Source organism: Citrobacter sp. Cpo126, assembly GCF_030332445.1.
GTDB lineage: Bacteria > Pseudomonadota > Gammaproteobacteria > Enterobacterales > Enterobacteriaceae > Citrobacter > Citrobacter portucalensis.
On record NZ_JAOWHT010000027.1, the window covers coordinates 126,406 to 145,246 of the forward strand.

Annotated in this window: 16 protein-coding genes and 7 tRNA genes; 21 read left to right on the plus strand and 2 right to left on the minus strand. The window is 52.3% G+C overall.

The genetic code is table 11. From position 1 onward, the window contains the following. Positions 1–59 precede the first annotated feature (59 nt). The 11 genes from nagA to OGY17_RS05685 all read left to right on the plus strand — a co-directional run bounded on the left by nagA (position 60) and on the right by OGY17_RS05685 (position 6,203). Entirely contained in the window at positions 60–1,208 is a 1,149-nt protein-coding gene (nagA, locus tag OGY17_RS05635; protein WP_003831339.1) for an N-acetylglucosamine-6-phosphate deacetylase, read from the plus strand. Between the two features lie 8 nt (positions 1,209–1,216). Further along, positions 1,217–2,437 (plus strand): DNA-binding transcriptional regulator NagC, encoded by a 1,221-nt coding sequence (gene nagC / locus OGY17_RS05640; RefSeq protein ID WP_008784100.1) that lies wholly within the window; start codon positions 1,217–1,219, stop codon positions 2,435–2,437. Between the two features lie 166 nt (positions 2,438–2,603). After that, positions 2,604–3,356: a ribonucleotide monophosphatase NagD gene (nagD, locus tag OGY17_RS05645; RefSeq protein ID WP_003022792.1), complete on the plus strand. Its 753-nt coding sequence runs from the start codon at positions 2,604–2,606 to the stop codon at positions 3,354–3,356. Positions 3,357–3,607: 251 nt separating this feature from the next. After that, positions 3,608–5,272, plus strand: coding sequence for an asparagine synthase B (asnB, locus tag OGY17_RS05650; RefSeq protein ID WP_008784099.1), 1,665 nt, complete (start codon positions 3,608–3,610; stop codon positions 5,270–5,272). 223 nt (positions 5,273–5,495) lie between these two features. Beyond that, positions 5,496–5,572 (plus strand) — tRNA-Met (locus OGY17_RS05655). 8 nt (positions 5,573–5,580) lie between these two features. Beyond that, a tRNA-Leu gene (locus OGY17_RS05660) sits at positions 5,581–5,665 on the plus strand. 23 nt (positions 5,666–5,688) lie between these two features. Then, positions 5,689–5,763 (plus strand) — tRNA-Gln (locus OGY17_RS05665). A gap of 38 nt (positions 5,764–5,801) precedes the next feature. Then, positions 5,802–5,876, plus strand: a tRNA-Gln gene (locus OGY17_RS05670). Positions 5,877–5,897: 21 nt separating this feature from the next. Continuing rightward, a tRNA-Met gene (locus OGY17_RS05675) sits at positions 5,898–5,974 on the plus strand. Positions 5,975–6,017: 43 nt separating this feature from the next. Then, a tRNA-Gln gene (locus OGY17_RS05680) sits at positions 6,018–6,092 on the plus strand. Positions 6,093–6,128: 36 nt separating this feature from the next. After that, positions 6,129–6,203 (plus strand) — tRNA-Gln (locus tag OGY17_RS05685). A 120-nt stretch (positions 6,204–6,323) separates the two neighbouring features. Here OGY17_RS05685 and ubiF read toward each other — a convergent pair. Continuing rightward, complete coding sequence (gene ubiF / locus OGY17_RS05690; protein WP_286606601.1) at positions 6,324–7,499, minus strand: 3-demethoxyubiquinol 3-hydroxylase; 1,176 nt, start codon at positions 7,497–7,499, stop codon at positions 6,324–6,326. Between the two features lie 145 nt (positions 7,500–7,644). Here ubiF and miaB point away from each other — a divergent pair, with 145 nt between their 5' ends. The 10 genes from miaB to rihA all read left to right on the plus strand — a co-directional run bounded on the left by miaB (position 7,645) and on the right by rihA (position 18,070). After that, positions 7,645–9,075, plus strand: coding sequence for a tRNA (N6-isopentenyl adenosine(37)-C2)-methylthiotransferase MiaB (miaB, locus tag OGY17_RS05695; RefSeq protein ID WP_003831327.1), 1,431 nt, complete (start codon positions 7,645–7,647; stop codon positions 9,073–9,075). A 206-nt stretch (positions 9,076–9,281) separates the two neighbouring features. Continuing rightward, the gene (locus OGY17_RS05700) at positions 9,282–10,328 is read left to right on the plus strand and encodes a PhoH family protein (protein WP_003022776.1); all 1,047 of its coding nucleotides are present in this window, start codon (positions 9,282–9,284) and stop codon (positions 10,326–10,328) included. Continuing rightward, positions 10,325–10,798, plus strand: a complete 474-nt coding sequence (gene ybeY / locus OGY17_RS05705) for an rRNA maturation RNase YbeY (RefSeq protein WP_048214688.1) — start codon at positions 10,325–10,327, stop codon at positions 10,796–10,798. Before OGY17_RS05700 ends, ybeY begins: the two co-directional genes overlap by 4 nt. A 158-nt stretch (positions 10,799–10,956) precedes the next feature. Then, on the plus strand, positions 10,957–11,835 hold the full coding sequence (gene corC / locus OGY17_RS05710; RefSeq protein WP_003022770.1) for a CNNM family magnesium/cobalt transport protein CorC: 879 nt from the start codon (positions 10,957–10,959) through the stop codon (positions 11,833–11,835). Positions 11,836–11,859: 24 nt separating this feature from the next. Further along, positions 11,860–13,398, plus strand: coding sequence for an apolipoprotein N-acyltransferase (gene lnt / locus OGY17_RS05715; RefSeq protein WP_008784094.1), 1,539 nt, complete (start codon positions 11,860–11,862; stop codon positions 13,396–13,398). A gap of 412 nt (positions 13,399–13,810) precedes the next feature. Continuing rightward, the gene (locus tag OGY17_RS05720) at positions 13,811–14,719 is read left to right on the plus strand and encodes an amino acid ABC transporter substrate-binding protein (protein WP_286606603.1); all 909 of its coding nucleotides are present in this window, start codon (positions 13,811–13,813) and stop codon (positions 14,717–14,719) included. Between the two features lie 159 nt (positions 14,720–14,878). Then, positions 14,879–15,619, plus strand: a complete 741-nt coding sequence (gene gltJ / locus OGY17_RS05725) for a glutamate/aspartate ABC transporter permease GltJ (RefSeq protein WP_003831316.1) — start codon at positions 14,879–14,881, stop codon at positions 15,617–15,619. Continuing rightward, positions 15,619–16,293 (plus strand): glutamate/aspartate ABC transporter permease GltK, encoded by a 675-nt coding sequence (gltK, locus tag OGY17_RS05730; RefSeq protein WP_003831315.1) that lies wholly within the window; start codon positions 15,619–15,621, stop codon positions 16,291–16,293. The genes gltJ and gltK overlap by 1 nt, the downstream gene beginning before the upstream one ends. Next, the gene (gene gltL / locus OGY17_RS05735) at positions 16,293–17,018 is read left to right on the plus strand and encodes a glutamate/aspartate ABC transporter ATP-binding protein GltL (protein ID WP_003022754.1); all 726 of its coding nucleotides are present in this window, start codon (positions 16,293–16,295) and stop codon (positions 17,016–17,018) included. The genes gltK and gltL overlap by 1 nt, the downstream gene beginning before the upstream one ends. Positions 17,019–17,134: 116 nt before the next feature. After that, complete coding sequence (gene rihA, locus OGY17_RS05740; protein ID WP_008784092.1) at positions 17,135–18,070, plus strand: pyrimidine-specific ribonucleoside hydrolase RihA; 936 nt, start codon at positions 17,135–17,137, stop codon at positions 18,068–18,070. A gap of 96 nt (positions 18,071–18,166) precedes the next feature. Here rihA and OGY17_RS05745 read toward each other — a convergent pair whose 3' ends face one another. Beyond that, complete coding sequence (locus OGY17_RS05745) at positions 18,167–18,649, minus strand: zinc ribbon-containing protein (protein WP_003022748.1); 483 nt, start codon at positions 18,647–18,649, stop codon at positions 18,167–18,169. Positions 18,650–18,841 lie beyond the last annotated feature (192 nt).

Sequence of the window (18,841 nt, forward strand, 5' to 3'; positions counted from 1 at the left end):
GATGTCTCCGCCCTGTCGATAAGTTGCAGGGCGGCATTTTTTTGAAATCGGGGGTCGGAATGTATGCTTTAACCCAGGGCCGGATCTTTACCGGTCACGAAATTCTTGATGACCATGCGATTGTTGTCGCCAATGGCCTGATCGACAGCGTTTGCCCACTGGCTGAATTACCGTCAGGGATTGAACAGCGCTCACTGAATGGGGCCATTGTTTCCCCCGGTTTTATTGATGTACAGCTGAACGGCTGCGGCGGTGTGCAGTTTAACGATACGGCAGAAGCCGTAACCGTTGAAACGCTGGAAATCATGCAGAAAGCCAATGAAAAATCTGGCTGCACCAACTATTTGCCAACGCTTATCACCACCAGCGATGACCTGATGAAACAAGGTGTTCGCGTGATGCGTGAATACCTGGCGAAACACCCGAATCAGGCATTAGGACTTCATCTTGAAGGCCCGTGGCTGAACCTGGTGAAAAAAGGCACCCATAATCCGGGATTTGTCCGTCAGCCGGACGCTGCACTGGTTGATTTCCTGTGCGATAATGCGGATGTGATCACCAAAGTCACACTGGCGCCAGAAATGGTCCCGGTAGAGGTCATCACCAAATTGGTGAATGCGGGTATCGTGGTTTCTGCGGGTCATTCCAATGCAACGGTAAAAGAAGCAAAAATCGGATTCCGTGCAGGTATTACCTTTGCAACGCATCTGTTCAACGCGATGCCGTACATTACCGGCCGCGAACCCGGTCTGGCGGGCGCTATCTTGGATGAAGCCGATATCTACTGCGGTATCATCGCCGATGGCCTGCACGTTGACTACGTTAACATTCGTAATGCTAAGCGCCTGAAAGGCGACAAGCTGTGCCTGGTTACTGACGCGACCGCGCCAGCAGGTGCAAACATTGAACAGTTCATTTTCGCTGGTAAAACAATATACTACCGCAATGGACTGTGTGTTGATGAGAACGGTACGTTGAGCGGTTCATCATTAACCATGATTGAAGGCGTACGCAATCTGGTCGAACATGCGAATATCGCTCTCGACGAAGTCTTACGCATGGCAACGCTCTACCCTGCTCGCGCCATTGGCGTCGACAAACAACTCGGCAGCATCGCGCCAGGCAAAGTAGCCAACCTGACTGCGTTCACGCACGACTTTAAAATCATCAAGACCATCGTTAATGGCAACGAGGTCGTTACTGAGTAAGAGAAAGAATGACACCAGGCGGACAAGCTCAAATAGGTAATGTTGATCTCGTAAAACAGCTTAACAGCGCGGCGGTTTATCGCCTGATTGACCAACACGGGCCAATCTCGCGAATTCAAATTGCCGAGCAAAGCCAGCTTGCCCCCGCCAGCGTAACCAAAATTACGCGTCAGTTGATCGAACGCGGGCTGATCAAAGAAGTCGATCAGCAGGCCTCCACCGGGGGCCGCCGCGCTATCTCTATCGTCACAGAAACTCGCAATTTCCACGCCATTGGCGTACGACTGGGTCGCCATGATACGACGCTCACACTCTATGATATGAGCAGTAAAGTGGTTGCTGAAGAGCATTACCCCCTCCCGGAGCGCACCCAGGAAACGCTGGAATATGCGCTGCTCAACACCATTGCCATCTTTATTGAGAGCTGCCAGCGGAAAATCCGTGAGCTGATCGCAATTTCTGTCATCCTGCCAGGCCTTGTCGACCCTGAAAGCGGCGTCATCCGCTATATGCCACACATTCAGGTCGAAAACTGGGGACTGGTCGAAGCGCTCGAAAAACGCTTCAACGTCACCTGCTTTGTTGGACATGATATTCGCAGCCTTGCGCTGGCTGAGCACTATTTCGGGGCAAGCCAGGATTGCGAAGACTCCATTTTGGTACGAGTGCACCGCGGAACCGGTGCGGGTATCATCTCCAATGGCCGAATTTTCATCGGTCGCAATGGCAACGTCGGCGAGATTGGTCATATTCAGGTAGAGCCGCTGGGTGAGCGCTGTCACTGCGGTAATTTCGGCTGCCTGGAAACCATTGCCGCCAATGCTTCTATTGAACATCGCGTGCAGAACTTACTGGAGCAGGGTTATCCAAGTCGACTCACGCTGGATGATTGCAGCATCAAAGCCATCTGTAAGGCAGCAAATAAAGGCGATAATCTGGCATCAGAAGTCATTGAGCACGTTGGTCGCCATCTGGGTAAAACTATCGCCATTGCCATCAACCTGTTTAACCCGCAAAAAATCGTCATTGCGGGCGAAATTACCGAGGCGGATAAGGTGCTGCTGCCTGCAATAGAAAGCTGTATCAACACGCAGGCGTTGAAGGCGTTTCGCCATAATTTACCGGTGGTTCGGTCCACGCTGGATCACCGCTCCGCCATTGGCGCCTTTGCGCTGGTGAAGCGCGCAATGCTCAACGGGACATTGCTGCAACGTTTGCTGGAAAGCTAATACACGTCATCCTTCGAGCTGCCTCTGCGTTAGCTGCATCTGCTCACCCCGGTCACTTACTTCAGTAAGCTCCAGGGGTTCGCAGACTTGCCGCCTTGATGCAACTCGAATGATGTAGTGTATTTTGTGTATAGTAATGCCTTCTTTTTTTAATGTCGGATTGTCCATGGCCATTAAGAATGTAATTTGTGATATCGACGGCGTGCTGATGCACGACAATGTTGCCGTACCAGGTGCGGCAGAATTTCTGACTGGGATCCTGGAAAAAGGCCTGCCGTTAGTCCTGCTGACTAACTACCCTTCGCAGACCGGGCAAGATCTGGCAAACCGCTTCGCCACCGCGGGTGTGAATGTCCCTGATAGCGTCTTTTATACTTCCGCGATGGCTACCGCTGATTTTCTTCGTCGCCAGGAAGGGAAAAAGGCCTACGTGGTGGGTGAAGGCGCGTTAATTCACGAACTGTATAAAGCTGGATTTACCATTACCGACGTGAACCCCGATTTTGTGATTGTTGGCGAGACACGTTCCTATAACTGGGACATGATGCATAAAGCAGCCTATTTTGTCGCCAACGGCGCGCGTTTTATCGCCACTAACCCGGATACCCACGGTCGCGGCTTTTATCCCGCCTGTGGAGCACTCTGTGCCGGTATTGAGAAGATCTCAGGTCGTAAACCGTTTTATGTCGGCAAACCCAGCCCGTGGATTATTCGCGCGGCGCTCAACAAAATGCAGGCGCACTCGGAAGAAACCGTTATCGTTGGTGACAACCTGCGTACCGATATTCTGGCAGGTTTTCAGGCGGGTCTGGAAACTATCCTGGTACTGTCTGGCGTATCCAAGCTTGATGATATTGACAACATGCCGTTCAGACCAAGCTGGATTTACCCGTCCGTTGCTGAAATAGACGTCATTTAATCTCTTTAGCCGGATAACAACATCTGCAAGTTATCCGGCCTGAAAAAGACATCCATTCAATAAAATCACCACTTCACTGTTGATTCATCAATAATAGCGCTCATTACATAATCTTTTTTCATCAATCAGCAATGACCATTGCGTTTTTTATTTTCTGACCCGTAATTCGCTTGCGCCCTCTCCAGCTTTGCGGCATTTTCTTTATCAAGCAAACGTAAAAAGCATCACGCAACAGATTAACGGAGAAGGTTATGTGTTCTATTTTTGGCGTATTCGATATTAAAACTGACGCAGTTGAACTGCGTAAAAAAGCCCTGGAACTGTCTCGTCTGATGCGCCACCGCGGCCCGGACTGGTCAGGTATTTACGCCTGTGATAACGCCATTCTGGCGCACGAACGTCTGTCCATCGTCGACGTCAATGCCGGTGCTCAGCCGCTGTACAACGTGAAGAAGACACATATCCTGGCGGTTAACGGTGAAATTTATAACCACCAGACGCTGCGTGCTGAATACGGTGATCGCTACCAGTTCCAGACCGGTTCCGACTGCGAAGTTATCCTCGCGCTGTATCAGGAAAAAGGACCCGCGTTCCTCGATGACCTGCAAGGCATGTTTGCTTTTGCTCTGTACGACAGCGAGCAGGACGCCTACCTGATCGGTCGTGATCATATCGGGATCATCCCGCTGTATATGGGTTACGACGAGCACGGTAACTTCTACGTTGCGTCTGAAATGAAAGCGCTGGTTCCTGTCTGCCGCACAATCAAAGAATTCCCGGCCGGTAGCTATTTGTGGAGTAAAGACGGTGAAATTCGTCAGTACTACCAGCGCGACTGGTTTGAATACGATGCAGTCAAAGACAACGTTACCGATAAAAACGAGCTGCGCCAGGCGCTGGAAGATGCGGTGAAAAGTCACCTGATGTCAGATGTTCCTTATGGCGTACTGCTGTCCGGCGGTCTGGATTCATCCGTAATTTCCGCGATAACTAAAAAATACGCGGCACGCCGTGTTGAAGATCAGGAACGTAGCGAAGCCTGGTGGCCACAGCTGCACTCCTTCGCCGTCGGCCTGGAAGGCGCTCCGGATCTGAAAGCTGCGCAAGAGGTGGCGAACCATCTGGGGACCGTGCACCATGAGATCCACTTCACCGTGCAGGAAGGTCTGGATGCGATCCGCGACGTGATTTATCACATCGAAACTTACGATGTCACGACGATTCGCGCCTCGACGCCAATGTACTTAATGTCGCGTAAAATTAAAGCGATGGGCATTAAAATGGTGTTGTCGGGTGAAGGTTCGGACGAAGTGTTTGGCGGCTATCTCTATTTCCACAAAGCGCCAGATGCAAAAGAACTGCACGAAGAAACCGTGCGCAAGCTGCAAGCGCTGCATATGTTCGACTGCGCCCGTGCCAACAAAGCCATGTCGGCCTGGGGTGTAGAAGCCCGCGTGCCCTTCCTGGATAAGAAATTCCTTGATGTGGCGATGCGCATCAACCCACAGGACAAAATGTGCGGCAACGGCAAAATGGAAAAACACGTTCTGCGCGAATGTTTTGAGTCCTACCTGCCGGCAAGCGTCGCATGGCGTCAGAAAGAGCAGTTCTCTGACGGTGTCGGTTACAGCTGGATTGACACGCTGAAAGAGGTGGCTGCAGAACAAGTTTCAGACCAACAACTGGAAACCGCCAGCTTCCGTTTCCCGTACAACACGCCATCGTCAAAAGAAGCGTATTTGTACCGTGAGATTTTCGAAGAGTTGTTCCCGGTAGCAAGCGCTGCCGAATGCGTGCCGGGCGGGCCGTCGGTTGCCTGTTCTTCTGCCAAAGCAATCGAATGGGATGAGGCGTTTAAAACCATGAACGATCCGTCTGGCCGTGCCGTTGGCGTACACCAGTCCGCTTATAAATAAGTTAATCCTTAGATAAGAGCCCTGCGGGGCTCTTTTTTTATGTTTGTTTTCTGTGCAAAAAAACAATTAATAACTAATAATTGCCGAATATTGCGTCATGCTGTTCGCAACCTAACCAAACAGTCACATTCCAGCTATTTTCAATGAAAAAGGGGTTGACGCTTCAAGGCTCAATACGCATAATGCGCCCCGCAACGCCGATAAGGTTACGCGAAAAAAAGATGGCTACGTAGCTCAGCTGGTTAGAGCACATCACTCATAATGATGGGGTCACAGGTTCGAATCCCGTCGTAGCCACCATCTTTTTTGCGGGAGTGGCGAAATTGGTAGACGCACCAGATTTAGGTTCTGGCGCCGCAAGGTGTGCGAGTTCAAGTCTCGCCTCCCGCACCATTCACCCGTAAGCGTTGCACGGATGGGGTATCGCCAAGCGGTAAGGCACCGGTTTTTGATACCGGCATTCCCTGGTTCGAATCCAGGTACCCCAGCCATTTTTTTCTTCGATATAGCGGTTCACCGCAACGGTCATTGGGGTATCGCCAAGCGGTAAGGCACCGGTTTTTGATACCGGCATTCCCTGGTTCGAATCCAGGTACCCCAGCCATCGAAGAAAATGTTAGTATTTGGCTACGTAGCTCAGCTGGTTAGAGCACATCACTCATAATGATGGGGTCACAGGTTCGAATCCCGTCGTAGCCACCATATTAAGGACGTATCGACTCGTTCGGTAAATCCAAAAAATTGTTGGGGTATCGCCAAGCGGTAAGGCTCTGGTTTCTGATACCAGCATTCCGAGGTTCGAATCCTCGTACCCCAGCCAATTTCAAAAAGTCGTCCACTCTGTGGGTGCGCCCGTTGGGGTATCGCCAAGCGGTAAGGCTCTGGTTTCTGATACCAGCATTCCGAGGTTCGAATCCTCGTACCCCAGCCATATTAAAAAAGCTCGCTTCGGCGAGCTTTTTGCTTTTCTAACGTTGGGTGACGGCAAGCCTTACCCGGCCTACATGACTTGTAGGCCTGATAAACGTAGCGCCATCAGGCACCACTCGAGCTACAACCCTAACGCATACTTCAGTGCCTGACGTTTCAGTACGCCAGCGCGCTCTGCGGCCATGAGCCCGAGATTACGCATGATGCGCAGCGGCTGCAGGTTATTACTGAATCCGGCATAGAACAGATCCATACCGCTTTGCATGATGAAATTGTCAGTCATACGGCGATTCTGATAGCGCTTGAGCACCGGCTGACTGGCCCAGGATTCACCGTAGCTGCGCGCGTTCACCAGCACATCAATCAACGCATCGACATCACGAAAGCCCAGATTAACGCCCTGCCCCGCCAGCGGATGAATGGTATGCGCGGCATCACCTACCAGCGCCAGCCCCGGTTGCACATATTGCAGCGCATGACGGCGCGTAAGCGGGAACGCCCCCGCAGCCACTGGCATCACCTTACCGAGTCGCGATGGAAAATGTTTAGCAATCTCCGTCTGCAATTGCGGCATATTCAGCGCTTGCAATTGGCGGATGCGAGCCGGTGAGTCGTACCACACCAACGAGGCCCAGTTATCAAACAGCGGTAAAAACGCGCGCGGGCCGTCAGGCGTAAATTGCTGCCAGGTGCTGTCTCCCGGTGAATTTTCGCATTGCACGGTTATCAACATACAGGACTGCGCGTACTGCCAGGCATGGATACCAATCCCGGCCATTTTTCGCACCTGAGAGTTGGCACCATCGGCGCCGATGACCAGCTTCGCGCTGATGGTTTCGCCGCCTGCCAGCTCAAGCTCATGTCGATCGTTATGTTGATGCAAAGAAATCAGGGACGCCGGTACGCGCAGCGTGACTTTGGGGTGAACTTCCAGCGCCTGCCAGAGCGCCTGTTGCAGGACCGTGTTTTCCACCATATAGCCCAACAGAGGCAGCTTAAGCTCGGCGGCATCAAACATCACATGGGCATTTTCCCACTCCCACGTTTCCAGTCGACGATAAGGATGGCTGCGCATCCCCTGCACCGTATCCCAGACGCCCAGCCCTTTTAGCAACGACACCGACGCGGAACTAATGGCAGAAATTCTGACATCAGGCTGTCCGTCAGCCACAAACGGCGCGGGAACGGCATGCTCGATGACCGTTACCGTAAATCCATGCTGCGCCAGTCCAAGCGCCAGCGCGCCGCCGACCATCCCCCCGCCGACAATGGCAATTTCCGTTGGTTGATTTGTCATGGTCAATTATCCAGTTACATGTATTGTGTAAGTTTACAGGATTTTTTACCCCTTGAGGCTGACATCCGTCATACTGGTCACAACCGCGCCAAAGCAGTACACTATGCGCCCTGCATTTCAGCCACAATTTCGCAAGAGCAAGTCGATGACCAAAAAACTCCATATTAAAACCTGGGGCTGTCAGATGAACGAATACGATTCATCGAAGATGGCCGATCTGCTGGATGCCACTCATGGGTATCAACTGACTGACGTGGCGGAAGAAGCGGATGTGCTGCTGCTGAATACCTGCTCAATCCGTGAGAAGGCTCAGGAAAAAGTGTTCCATCAACTGGGCCGCTGGAAACTGTTAAAAGAGAAAAACCCCAAGCTCATCATTGGGGTCGGTGGCTGTGTTGCGTCTCAGGAAGGCGATCATATTCGCCAGCGCGCGCATTACGTCGATATTATTTTTGGGCCGCAAACGCTGCACCGCCTGCCGGAAATGATCAACAAAGTGCGTGGAAGCACGACCCGTAGCCCGGTGGTTGATATCAGTTTCCCGGAGATCGAAAAGTTCGACCGACTGCCGGAACCGCGTGCTGAAGGTCCAAGCGCGTTTGTGTCCATCATGGAAGGTTGTAATAAATATTGTACTTACTGCGTGGTGCCCTACACCCGCGGTGAGGAAGTCAGCCGTCCGGCGGATGATATTCTGTTTGAAATCGCCCAGCTTGCAGCCCAAGGCGTGCGTGAAGTGAACCTGCTGGGGCAAAACGTGAACGCATGGCGTGGTGAGAACTACGACGGCACGATCGGATCTTTTGCCGATCTGTTACGTCTGGTCGCAGCGATCGACGGCATTGATCGTATCCGCTTCACCACCAGCCATCCGATCGAATTCACCGATGATATCGTTGAAGTTTATCGCGATACGCCAGAGCTGGTGAGCTTCCTGCATCTGCCGGTACAGAGCGGTTCAGACCGCGTACTTAACCTGATGGGGCGCACCCATACCGCGCTGGAATACAAAGCGATCATCCGCAAACTGCGCGCTGCGCGTCCGGATATCCAGATTAGCTCCGACTTCATCGTTGGCTTCCCGGGTGAAACCACGCAGGATTTCGAGCAGACCATGAAGCTGATTGCTGACGTCAATTTTGACATGAGCTACAGCTTTATTTTCTCTGCGCGTCCTGGTACCCCTGCCGCCGATATGGTTGACGACGTACCGGAAGAAGAGAAGAAACAGCGTCTGTACATTCTACAGGAGCGTATCAACCAGCAAGCTATGGCCTGGAGTCGCCGTATGGTCGGCACGACCCAGCGCATTCTGGTTGAAGGCACATCGCGTAAGAGCATCATGGAGCTGTCAGGCCGTACCGAAAATAACCGTGTGGTGAACTTTGAAGGCAACCCGGATATGGTCGGTAAGTTCGTAGACGTAGAAATTACCGATGTCTGGACTAACTCCCTGCGCGGTAAAGTGGTGCGTACCGAGGACGAAATGGGTCTGCGTATCGCAGAATCCCCTGAATCGGTCATTGCGCGTACCCGCAAAGAAAACGATCTGGGCGTCGGTATTTATCAGCCTTAATCCTGCTGAAAAACGTAAAAAAGGCCCGATACTGCTACACTTATCGGGCCTACAATCCTGGGCTCGCTGTCCCGGCGGGTCTTGTAATCTGCCCTATCATCCCCATATTTGCTGCAATGCTTGCGCCTTTCCCCCATGGCGTGAATAATTTCCTTAGATGCCGGTAAATGTTCAGCGTCCGGCGAGACATGCATAAGAGGAACAGTTTGAACATAGACACTCGCGAAATCACCCTTGAACCCGCAGACAACGCCCGCCTGTTGAGCCTTTGCGGCCCATTTGATGACAACATCAAACAGCTGGAACGTCGCCTCGGCATCGAAATTAACCGCCGTGATAACCACTTTAAACTGACCGGTCGTCCAATTTGCGTCACCGCTGCGGCAGATATTTTACGTAGCCTGTACGTCGATACCGCCCCAATGCGCGGTCAGACGCAGGACATCGAGCCTGAACAAATTCATCTGGCGATCAAAGAAGCGCGTGTGCTTGAGCAAAGCGCAGACAGCGTGCCTGAATTTGGCAAAGCGGTGAACATCAAAACCAAGCGTGGAGTAATTAAGCCGCGCACGCCGAACCAGGCACAGTACATTGCGAATATCCTCGACCACGACATTACATTTGGCGTTGGCCCTGCGGGTACGGGTAAAACGTATCTCGCGGTTGCCGCTGCGGTTGATGCGCTTGAGCGTCAGGAGATCCGTCGCATTCTGCTGACCCGTCCGGCAGTGGAAGCGGGCGAAAAACTGGGATTCCTGCCAGGAGATCTCAGCCAGAAAGTCGATCCGTATTTACGACCGCTGTATGACGCGCTTTTCGAAATGCTCGGCTTTGAAAAGGTTGAAAAGCTGATTGAGCGTAACGTCATTGAAGTTGCGCCACTGGCCTATATGCGCGGTCGTACGTTGAACGATGCGTTCATCATTCTTGATGAAAGCCAGAACACCACCATCGAACAGATGAAAATGTTCCTGACCCGTATCGGCTTTAACTCCAAAGCGGTCATCACTGGCGATATCACCCAGATTGACCTGCCGCGTAGCACCAAATCCGGTCTGCGTCATGCCATTGAAGTGCTGGCTGAAGTCGACGAAATTAGTTTTAATTTCTTCCATAGCGAAGACGTGGTGCGCCACCCGGTGGTCGCCCGTATCGTCACGGCGTATGAAGCCTGGGAAGAAGCAGAACAGAAACGCAAAGCCGAGCAGGCTGCAGAACGCAAGCGCGAAGCTCAGGAGCAGGAACAAAAATGAGTCAGGTTATCCTCGATTTACAGCTGGCATGTGAAGACGAATCCGGTTTGCCAACAGAAAGTCAGTTTCAGGGCTGGCTGGATGCGGTGATCCCGCAGTTTCAGGAAGAGTCTGAAGTGACGATTCGTCTGGTCGATGACGCGGAAAGCCACGACCTGAACCTGACCTATCGCGGGAAAGACAAATCCACCAACGTGCTCTCTTTCCCGTTTGAGGCTCCGCCGGGCATTGAGATGCCGCTGCTGGGCGATTTGATCATCTGCCGTCAGGTGGTCGAGAAAGAAGCGCAGGAGCAAGGCAAACCGCTTGAGGCCCACTGGGCGCACATGGTGGTGCACGGTAGCCTGCATTTACTCGGCTACGACCATATTGAAGACGATGAAGCGGAAGAGATGGAATCCCTCGAAACAGAGATTATGCTTGCTCTGGGCTATGAGGATCCGTACATTGCCGAGAAGATTGCAGAATAGTAGCTTGCCGGATGGCGGCACTTGCGCCTAATCCGGCCTACATTCATGCCTTTCGTAGGCCTGATAAGCGTAGCGCCATCAGGCAAAACATGCCGTCAACAGCTGAGTAAACGCATGACGCGCTTTGTATTAACTAACATGAGAACCCATACGACGCCATGAGCGACGACAATTCACACAGTAGTGACACCTTAAACAGCAAAAAGGGATTTTTTTCCCTGTTACTGAGCCAACTTTTCCACGGTGAACCGAAAAACCGCGACGAACTGTTGGAGCTGATCCGTGATTCCGGGCAAAACGACCTTATCGATGAAGATACGCGCGATATGCTCGAAGGGGTAATGGATATTGCGGACCAACGTGTTCGCGACATCATGATCCCTCGCTCCCAGATGATTACCCTGAAACGCAACCAAACTCTGGACGAATGCCTCGATGTCATTATCGAGTCTGCCCACTCGCGTTTCCCGGTAATTAGCGAAGACAAGGATCACATTGAAGGGATTCTGATGGCCAAAGATCTGCTGCCGTTTATGCGTAGCGATGCCGAAGCCTTCAGCATGGAGAAAGTGTTACGCCAGGCGGTTGTCGTCCCTGAAAGCAAGCGGGTTGACCGCATGCTGAAAGAGTTCCGCTCCCAGCGTTATCATATGGCTATCGTCATCGACGAGTTTGGCGGTGTCTCAGGTCTGGTGACCATTGAGGACATCCTTGAACTGATTGTCGGTGAAATTGAAGATGAGTACGACGAAGAAGACGATATTGATTTCCGTCAGCTCAGTCGCCACACCTGGACTATTCGCGCGCTGGCGCCGATTGAAGACTTCAACGAAGCTTTCGGCACGCATTTCAGCGATGAAGAAGTAGATACCATTGGCGGATTGGTCATGCAGGCCTTCGGTCATCTGCCCGCGCGTGGAGAGACCATCGACATTGATGGTTACCAGTTCAAAGTGGCAATGGCCGACAGCCGTCGTATTATTCAGGTTCATGTCAGAATTCCGGACGACTCACCCCAGCCCAAACTGGACGAATAAACCCGAAACTGGATCTAAGACTACATGGCATTTGCCCCTTTAATTGAACGCCAGCGCATTCGCCTGCTGCTGGCGTTATTATTCGGTGCCTGCGGGACACTGGCTTTCTCACCGTATGACATCTGGCCCGCTGCGATTGTTTCGCTGATGGGCCTGCAGGCTCTCACCTTCAACCGCCGTCCGCTCCAGTCTGCCGCTATCGGCTATTTCTGGGGACTGGGACTGTTTGGCTCAGGCATCAACTGGGTTTACGTCAGTATCGCGCAGTTTGGCGGTATGCCGGGCCCCGTTAACGTCTTCCTCGTGGTTCTGCTTGCTGCTTACCTTTCCCTCTACACTGGCCTGTTTGCCGGCGTTTTGGCGCGTCTGTGGCCGAAAACTACCTGGATACGTGTAGCGATTGCCGCGCCGGTAGTCTGGCAAATCACTGAATTTCTACGCGGCTGGGTACTGACCGGTTTTCCGTGGTTGCAATTCGGCTACAGCCAGATCGACGGTCCGTTAAAAGGGCTGGCGCCGGTAATGGGCGTTGAGGCGATAAACTTCCTGCTGATGATGGTTAGCGGCCTGCTGGCACTTGCACTGGTAACGCGTAACTGGAAGCCGCTGGCTGCCGCCGTGGTGCTTTTCGCTCTGCCCTTCCCGCTACGTTATATTCAGTGGTACACGCTGGAGCCGGAAAAAACCACCCAGGTCTCGATGGTGCAGGGTGACATCCCGCAGTCGCTCAAATGGGATGAAGGCCAGTTACTCAACACCCTGAAGATTTATCTCGACGCCACCCAGCCTGAGATGGGCAAATCACAGCTCATCATCTGGCCAGAATCCGCTATTCCGGACCTGGAAATTAACCAGCAGCGTTTTCTGAGCATGATGGATGACCTGCTGAAATCGAAAAATAGCACGCTGATTACCGGTATTGTAGACGCGCGTCTGAACAAGCAGAATCGTTACGACACCTACAACACCATCATCACACTGGGTAAAGACAGCCCATACAATTACGACTCCAGCAACCGCTACAACAAAAACCATCTGGTACCGTTTGGCGAGTTTGTCCCGCTGGAATCTATCCTACGCCCGCTAGCACCATTCTTTGACCTGCCAATGTCTTCGTTCAGCCGCGGTCCTTATGTACAGCCACAGTTGCATGCACACGGCTTTAAGCTGACCGCTGCCATCTGCTACGAAATCATTCTTGGCGAACAGGTACGGGATAACTTCCGCCCGGATACGGACTACCTGCTGACTATCTCCAACGATGCATGGTTTGGTAAATCTATTGGCCCGTGGCAGCACTTCCAGATGGCGCGTATGCGTTCCCTGGAGCTGGCGCGACCTCTGCTGCGTAGCACCAACAACGGTATTACGGCGGTGATTGGTCCGCAGGGCGAAGTTCAGGCGATGATCCCGCAGTTTACCCGTCAGGTGCTGACCACCAGCGTGACGCCAACGACGGGCTTAACCCCTTATGCCCGTACCGGAAACTGGCCGCTCTGGCTGCTAACCGCGCTGTTTGGCTTTGGCGCAGTGGTAATGAGTCTGCGTCAACGTCGTAAGTAAAACAGTGCCCCATCAAATGCAGGCCGGATAAGGCGGTACGCCGCCATCCGGCAGTTGTGCAGCATCGTGCCTGATGGCGCTACGCTTATCAGGCCTACTCCCTCCATCCAAAAGACCATTCTGGCACGTCTATTGCTTTGTTCTACAAGGCAAACGCTGTTTTGGCTGAATGTGCAACCTGGTCGCACCAAAGTTGAGCGCCGGTAGCACCTGAAAAGTGCAACAAGATATTTTTGCCCCCAAATGGTGCGGCGCACTTCGCAAAAATAAACAATAACACAGCAAATTCTTTACATTCATCCAAACTAAATGTTAACAAACACATACAAGACTGCACGTTTTAGTAGCAAACAATAACAACATCACAATGGGTATCAATGCGTCCCTGGCGCAGACGATAAAGGAGTTGGATATGCAATTACGTAAGCTCGCCACTGCCATGCTGGTCATGGGAATGTCCGCCGGTCTGGCGCACGCAGAAGACGCAGCACCAGCGGCAGGCAGCACGCTGGATAAGATCGCCAAAAATGGCGTGATCGTTGTCGGCCACCGTGAATCATCAGTACCGTTTTCTTACTACGATAATCAGCAAAAAGTGGTCGGTTATTCACAGGATTACTCCAACGCGATCGTTGACGCCGTGAAGAAAAAGCTGAACAAGCCTGATCTGCAGGTGAAACTGATCCCGATTACTTCACAAAACCGTATCCCGCTGCTGCAAAACGGCACCTTCGATTTTGAATGTGGATCCACCACCAACAACATCGAGCGCCAAAAACAAGCCGCTTTCTCTGACACCATTTTCGTTGTCGGCACCCGTCTGCTGGCGAAAAAAGGCGGCGACGTCAAAGATTTCGCCGATCTGAAAGGTAAAGCCGTAGTCGTGACTTCGGGTACCACCTCCGAAGTTCTGCTGCACAAGCTGAATGAAGAACAAAAAATGGATATGCGCATCATCAGCGCGAAAGACCACGGTGACTCTTTCCGTACTCTGGAAAGCGGTCGTGCCGTTGCCTTTATGATGGATGACGCCCTGCTGGCTGGCGAGCGCGCGAAAGCGAAGAAACCAGACAACTGGGAGATCGTCGGCAAGCCACAGTCTCAGGAAGCCTACGGCTGTATGTTGCGCAAAGATGATCCTGAGTTCAAAAAGCTGATGGACGACACTATCGCCAAGGCGCAAACCTCAGGCGAAGCTGAGAAATGGTTTGATAAGTGGTTTAAAAATCCAATTCCGCCGAAGAACCTGAACATGAATTTCGAACTGTCAGACGAGATGAAAGCCCTGTTCAAAGAACCGAATGATAAAGCGCTTAACTAACTAAAATAAATGGGAGGCTTCCCCTCCCTCTCGATTGTTACTCGGCACGGACAGACTATAAGCCTGATGGTCGTTCCCCATCAGGCCTGAAAACCGCAAAACGCCGAATAACAATCTTCGAGGGTAGCGCTGCTACCCTTTTTTTTCTGGAGTAGATTTATGTCTATAGACTGGAACTGGGGTATTTTTTTACAACAAGCCCCGTTCGGCAACACCACCTATCTCGGCTGGCTCTGGAGTGGTTTCCAGGTCACTGTCGCGTTATCCATCACCGCATGGATTATCGCTTTCCTCATAGGCTCTTTATTCGGCATCTTACGTACCGTTCCAAATCGTTTCCTTTCTGGGATCGGCACGCTGTACGTTGAGCTGTTTCGTAACGTTCCGCTCATCGTCCAGTTTTTTACCTGGTATCTGGTTATTCCGGAACTGCTGCCGGAAAACATTGGGATGTGGTTCAAGGCTGAGTTGGATCCCAACATCCAGTTCTTCCTCTCATCAATGCTTTGTCTGGGGCTGTTTACCGCCGCGCGCGTCTGCGAACAGGTTCGCGCCGCTATTCAGTCTCTGCCTCGTGGGCAGAAAAACGCCGCACTGGCGATGGGGCTGACGTTACCGCAGGCCTACCGCTATGTTCTGTTGCCAAACGCATACCGCGTGATTGTTCCGCCAATGACCTCAGAGATGATGAACCTGGTGAAGAACTCCGCGATCGCCTCCACCATCGGCCTGGTCGATATGGCGGCACAGGCAGGCAAACTGCTGGATTACTCCGCCCACGCATGGGAATCGTTTACCGCTATCACTCTGGCTTACGTCCTGATTAACGCCGTCATCATGCTGGTGATGAATCTCGTTGAACGTAAAATCCGCCTGCCTGGCAATTTGGGAGGCAAATAATGTACGAATTTGACTGGAGTTCTATCATCCCTTCCCTGCCGTATCTGCTGGACGGGCTGATCATCACGCTGAAAATCACCGTTACGGCGGTAGTCATTGGTATTGTCTGGGGAACCATCCTTGCAGTAATGCGTCTGTCCAGCTTCGCGCCGATTGCCTGGTTTGCGAAAGGCTACGTCAACGTATTTCGTTCTATTCCGCTGGTCATGGTGCTGCTGTGGTTCTACCTGATTGTGCCCGGCTTCCTGCAAAACGTACTGGGTCTGTCGCCAAAAACCGATATTCGCCTGATCTCAGCAATGGTCGCGTTTTCGATGTTTGAAGCCGCGTACTATTCCGAGATTATCCGTGCCGGTATCCAGAGTATTTCTCGTGGGCAATCCAGCGCCGCGCTGGCTCTGGGGATGACCCACTGGCAGTCGATGAAGCTCATTATTCTGCCGCAGGCATTCCGCGCGATGGTACCGCTGCTGCTAACCCAGGGCATCGTACTCTTCCAGGATACCTCGCTGGTCTACGTATTAAGTCTGGCAGACTTCTTCCGTACCGCCTCTACCATTGGCGAGCGTGACGGCACACAGGTTGAAATGATCCTGTTTGCTGGCGCCGTTTATTTTGTATTCAGTCTGAGCGCATCGTTGTTGGTCAGCTATTTGAAGAAAAGGACAGTTTAATGATTACCCTGAAAAATGTTTCTAAATGGTATGGTCACTTTCAGGTGCTGACCGACTGCTCCACGGAAGTGAAAAAAGGGGAAGTGGTGGTGGTCTGCGGCCCTTCAGGTTCCGGTAAATCAACGCTTATCAAAACGGTGAACGGGCTGGAGCCGGTACAACAAGGCGTCATCACCGTTGATGGTACAGTGGTGAATGATAAAAAAACCGATCTGGCCAAACTGCGTTCTCGCGTTGGTATGGTGTTCCAGCACTTTGAACTGTTCCCTCACCTGTCGATCATTGAGAACCTGACTCTGGCGCAGGTAAAAGTGCTCAAGCGCGATAAAAAGCCGGCCCGTGATAAAGCGCAAAAGTTACTGGAACGCGTTGGTCTGTCAGCACATGCGGAGAAGTTTCCAGCTCAGCTCTCAGGGGGCCAGCAACAGCGTGTCGCTATCGCCCGGGCGCTGTGCATGGATCCTATCGCCATGCTGTTTGACGAACCAACGTCGGCGCTTGATCCTGAAATGATCAACGAAGTACTGGATGTTATGGTTGAACTGGCCAATGAAGGGATGACCATGATGGTGGTAACCCACGAAATGGGCTTTGCGCGTAAAGTGGCGAACCGGGTGATCTTCATGGATGAAGGGAAAATTGTTGAAGACTCGCCGAAAGAAGAGTTCTTCGCTAATCCGAAATCGGACCGCGCCAAAGACTTCCTCGCGAAAATACTGCACTAATCTTGCTGGCGCGCACCTCCATGTGCGCGCCACCTCACGCTTTATCCCTTCGCCTCTCGAAACACATACAGCCCAGCGTTAACCTTGTCACAAAGTCCCACTTACAAGGAGCAACAATGGCACTTCCTATCCTGTTTGATTGCGATCCGGGTCATGACGACGCTATCGCAATTGTGCTCGCCCTCGCCTCACCAGAACTGGATGTGAAAGCGATAACCTCATCAGCCGGTAACCAGACACCAGACAAAACACTGCGTAACGTGTTGCGCATGTTAACGTTGCTCAACCGTACGGATATACCAGTAGCTGGTGGCGCAGTGAAGCCACTGATGCGCGATCTGATTATCGCCGATAACGTTCACGGCGAGAGTGGGCTGGATGGCCCGGCGCTACCGGAACCCGCTTTTGCGCCACAAGACTGTACCGCCGTGGAACTGATGGCGAAAACCCTGCGTGAAAGCCCGGAACCGATGACGATTGTCTCCACCGGGCCGCAAACTAACGTCGCATTGCTCCTGAATAGCCATCCTGAGCTGCACGCCAAAATCGCCCGTATCGTAATTATGGGTGGTGCGATGGGCCTCGGAAACTGGACGCCCGCCGCCGAGTTCAATATTTTCGTGGATCCTGAAGCCGCTGAAATCGTATTCCAGTCTGGCATTCCAGTGGTGATGGCTGGTCTGGACGTCACGCATAAAGCGCAAATACATCGCGAAGATACCGAGCGGTTCCGCGCTATCGGCAATCCCATTTCGACGATCGTGGCTGAACTACTCGACTTCTTCTTTGAATATCACAAAGATGAAAAATGGGGATTCATCGGCGCACCACTGCATGATCCATGCACCATTGCCTGGCTGCTGAAACCTGAACTGTTTACCACCGTTGAACGCTGGGTCGGCGTGGAAACTCAGGGTAAATATACCCAGGGAATGACCGTGGTGGATTACTACTTCCTGAGCGGCAATAAGCCAAACGCCACCGTAATGGTAGACGTGGATCGCGAAGGGTTTGTCGATTTGCTGGCAGAACGGCTGAAGTTTTACGCCTAATACACGCCGGATGGCGCTAACGCTTATCCGGCCTACAAAATCGTGCAATTTGTAGGCCGGATAAGACGCTTTGCGTCGCCATCCGGCAATAAGCGATCACGGCTCAAACGGTCGGCGCTGAAACTGATCGTGCCCGCATTTCGGACACAGCGGCAGCACATCCGGGGTGTAAACCGCTAAATGGAAGTGGCACTTCTCACAGACCAGATTACCTAATCCGACCACCTCACCGCTGTGATAAACCCCGTGATGACTGAGGTCCTGGAACACCTCGCGCCATTCGAGCTGCGTTTTATCGGTAATATCGGCCAGTTCCTGCCAGATACTCTCCTTGATAACCCGCATAAAGACGCTGTCTGTCTCCTCATCAAGACTTTCTTCATAGCTCAGAGCAAACTCTTCCAGGTCACGTCTGACGGCCCGGGTGAGCTCTTCTACCTCGGTTCGCGTTAACTCCCCGGTCTGCATAACTCGTTGACGCGCCTGCTCCACCAACGCATCAATATCGCGTTCGCCATTACGCAGACGTTCGCTCAGTGAAGCCACCAGTTCACGGTAATATTGAGCAACCTTGTTCATCGCTTCGCCTCCTGGGTCGTTAACTGTCTATAATAATAGACGTTATTTACGCTACGCTTTGCAAGACTGTCCACAGAGTGTGTAAATTCGTGCAAGAATTATCCTTGCGGGAATTCAACGCTGAATGCGCGAAAGGCTGTTTTGGCGCGGGCGTTTGGGCTATGCTATGCGGATCTGAAACACCACATCTAA

What these genes read in the sequence shown, in the direction of transcription:
- nagA (WP_003831339.1), top strand. Translation starts at nt 60, where the DNA reads ATGTATGCTTTAACCCAGGGCCGGATCTTTACCGGTCACGAAATTCTT.
- nagC (WP_008784100.1), top strand. Translation starts at nt 1,217, where the DNA reads ATGACACCAGGCGGACAAGCTCAAATAGGTAATGTTGATCTCGTAAAA.
- nagD (WP_003022792.1), top strand. Translation starts at nt 2,604, where the DNA reads ATGGCCATTAAGAATGTAATTTGTGATATCGACGGCGTGCTGATGCAC.
- asnB (WP_008784099.1), top strand. Translation starts at nt 3,608, where the DNA reads ATGTGTTCTATTTTTGGCGTATTCGATATTAAAACTGACGCAGTTGAA.
- ubiF (WP_286606601.1), bottom strand. Translation starts at nt 7,499, where the DNA reads ATGACAAATCAACCAACGGAAATTGCCATTGTCGGCGGGGGGATGGTC.
- miaB (WP_003831327.1), top strand. Translation starts at nt 7,645, where the DNA reads ATGACCAAAAAACTCCATATTAAAACCTGGGGCTGTCAGATGAACGAA.
- ybeY (WP_048214688.1), top strand. Translation starts at nt 10,325, where the DNA reads ATGAGTCAGGTTATCCTCGATTTACAGCTGGCATGTGAAGACGAATCC.
- corC (WP_003022770.1), top strand. Translation starts at nt 10,957, where the DNA reads ATGAGCGACGACAATTCACACAGTAGTGACACCTTAAACAGCAAAAAG.
- lnt (WP_008784094.1), top strand. Translation starts at nt 11,860, where the DNA reads ATGGCATTTGCCCCTTTAATTGAACGCCAGCGCATTCGCCTGCTGCTG.
- OGY17_RS05720 (WP_286606603.1), top strand. Translation starts at nt 13,811, where the DNA reads ATGCAATTACGTAAGCTCGCCACTGCCATGCTGGTCATGGGAATGTCC.
- gltJ (WP_003831316.1), top strand. Translation starts at nt 14,879, where the DNA reads ATGTCTATAGACTGGAACTGGGGTATTTTTTTACAACAAGCCCCGTTC.
- gltK (WP_003831315.1), top strand. Translation starts at nt 15,619, where the DNA reads ATGTACGAATTTGACTGGAGTTCTATCATCCCTTCCCTGCCGTATCTG.
- gltL (WP_003022754.1), top strand. Translation starts at nt 16,293, where the DNA reads ATGATTACCCTGAAAAATGTTTCTAAATGGTATGGTCACTTTCAGGTG.
- rihA (WP_008784092.1), top strand. Translation starts at nt 17,135, where the DNA reads ATGGCACTTCCTATCCTGTTTGATTGCGATCCGGGTCATGACGACGCT.
- OGY17_RS05745 (WP_003022748.1), bottom strand. Translation starts at nt 18,649, where the DNA reads ATGAACAAGGTTGCTCAATATTACCGTGAACTGGTGGCTTCACTGAGC.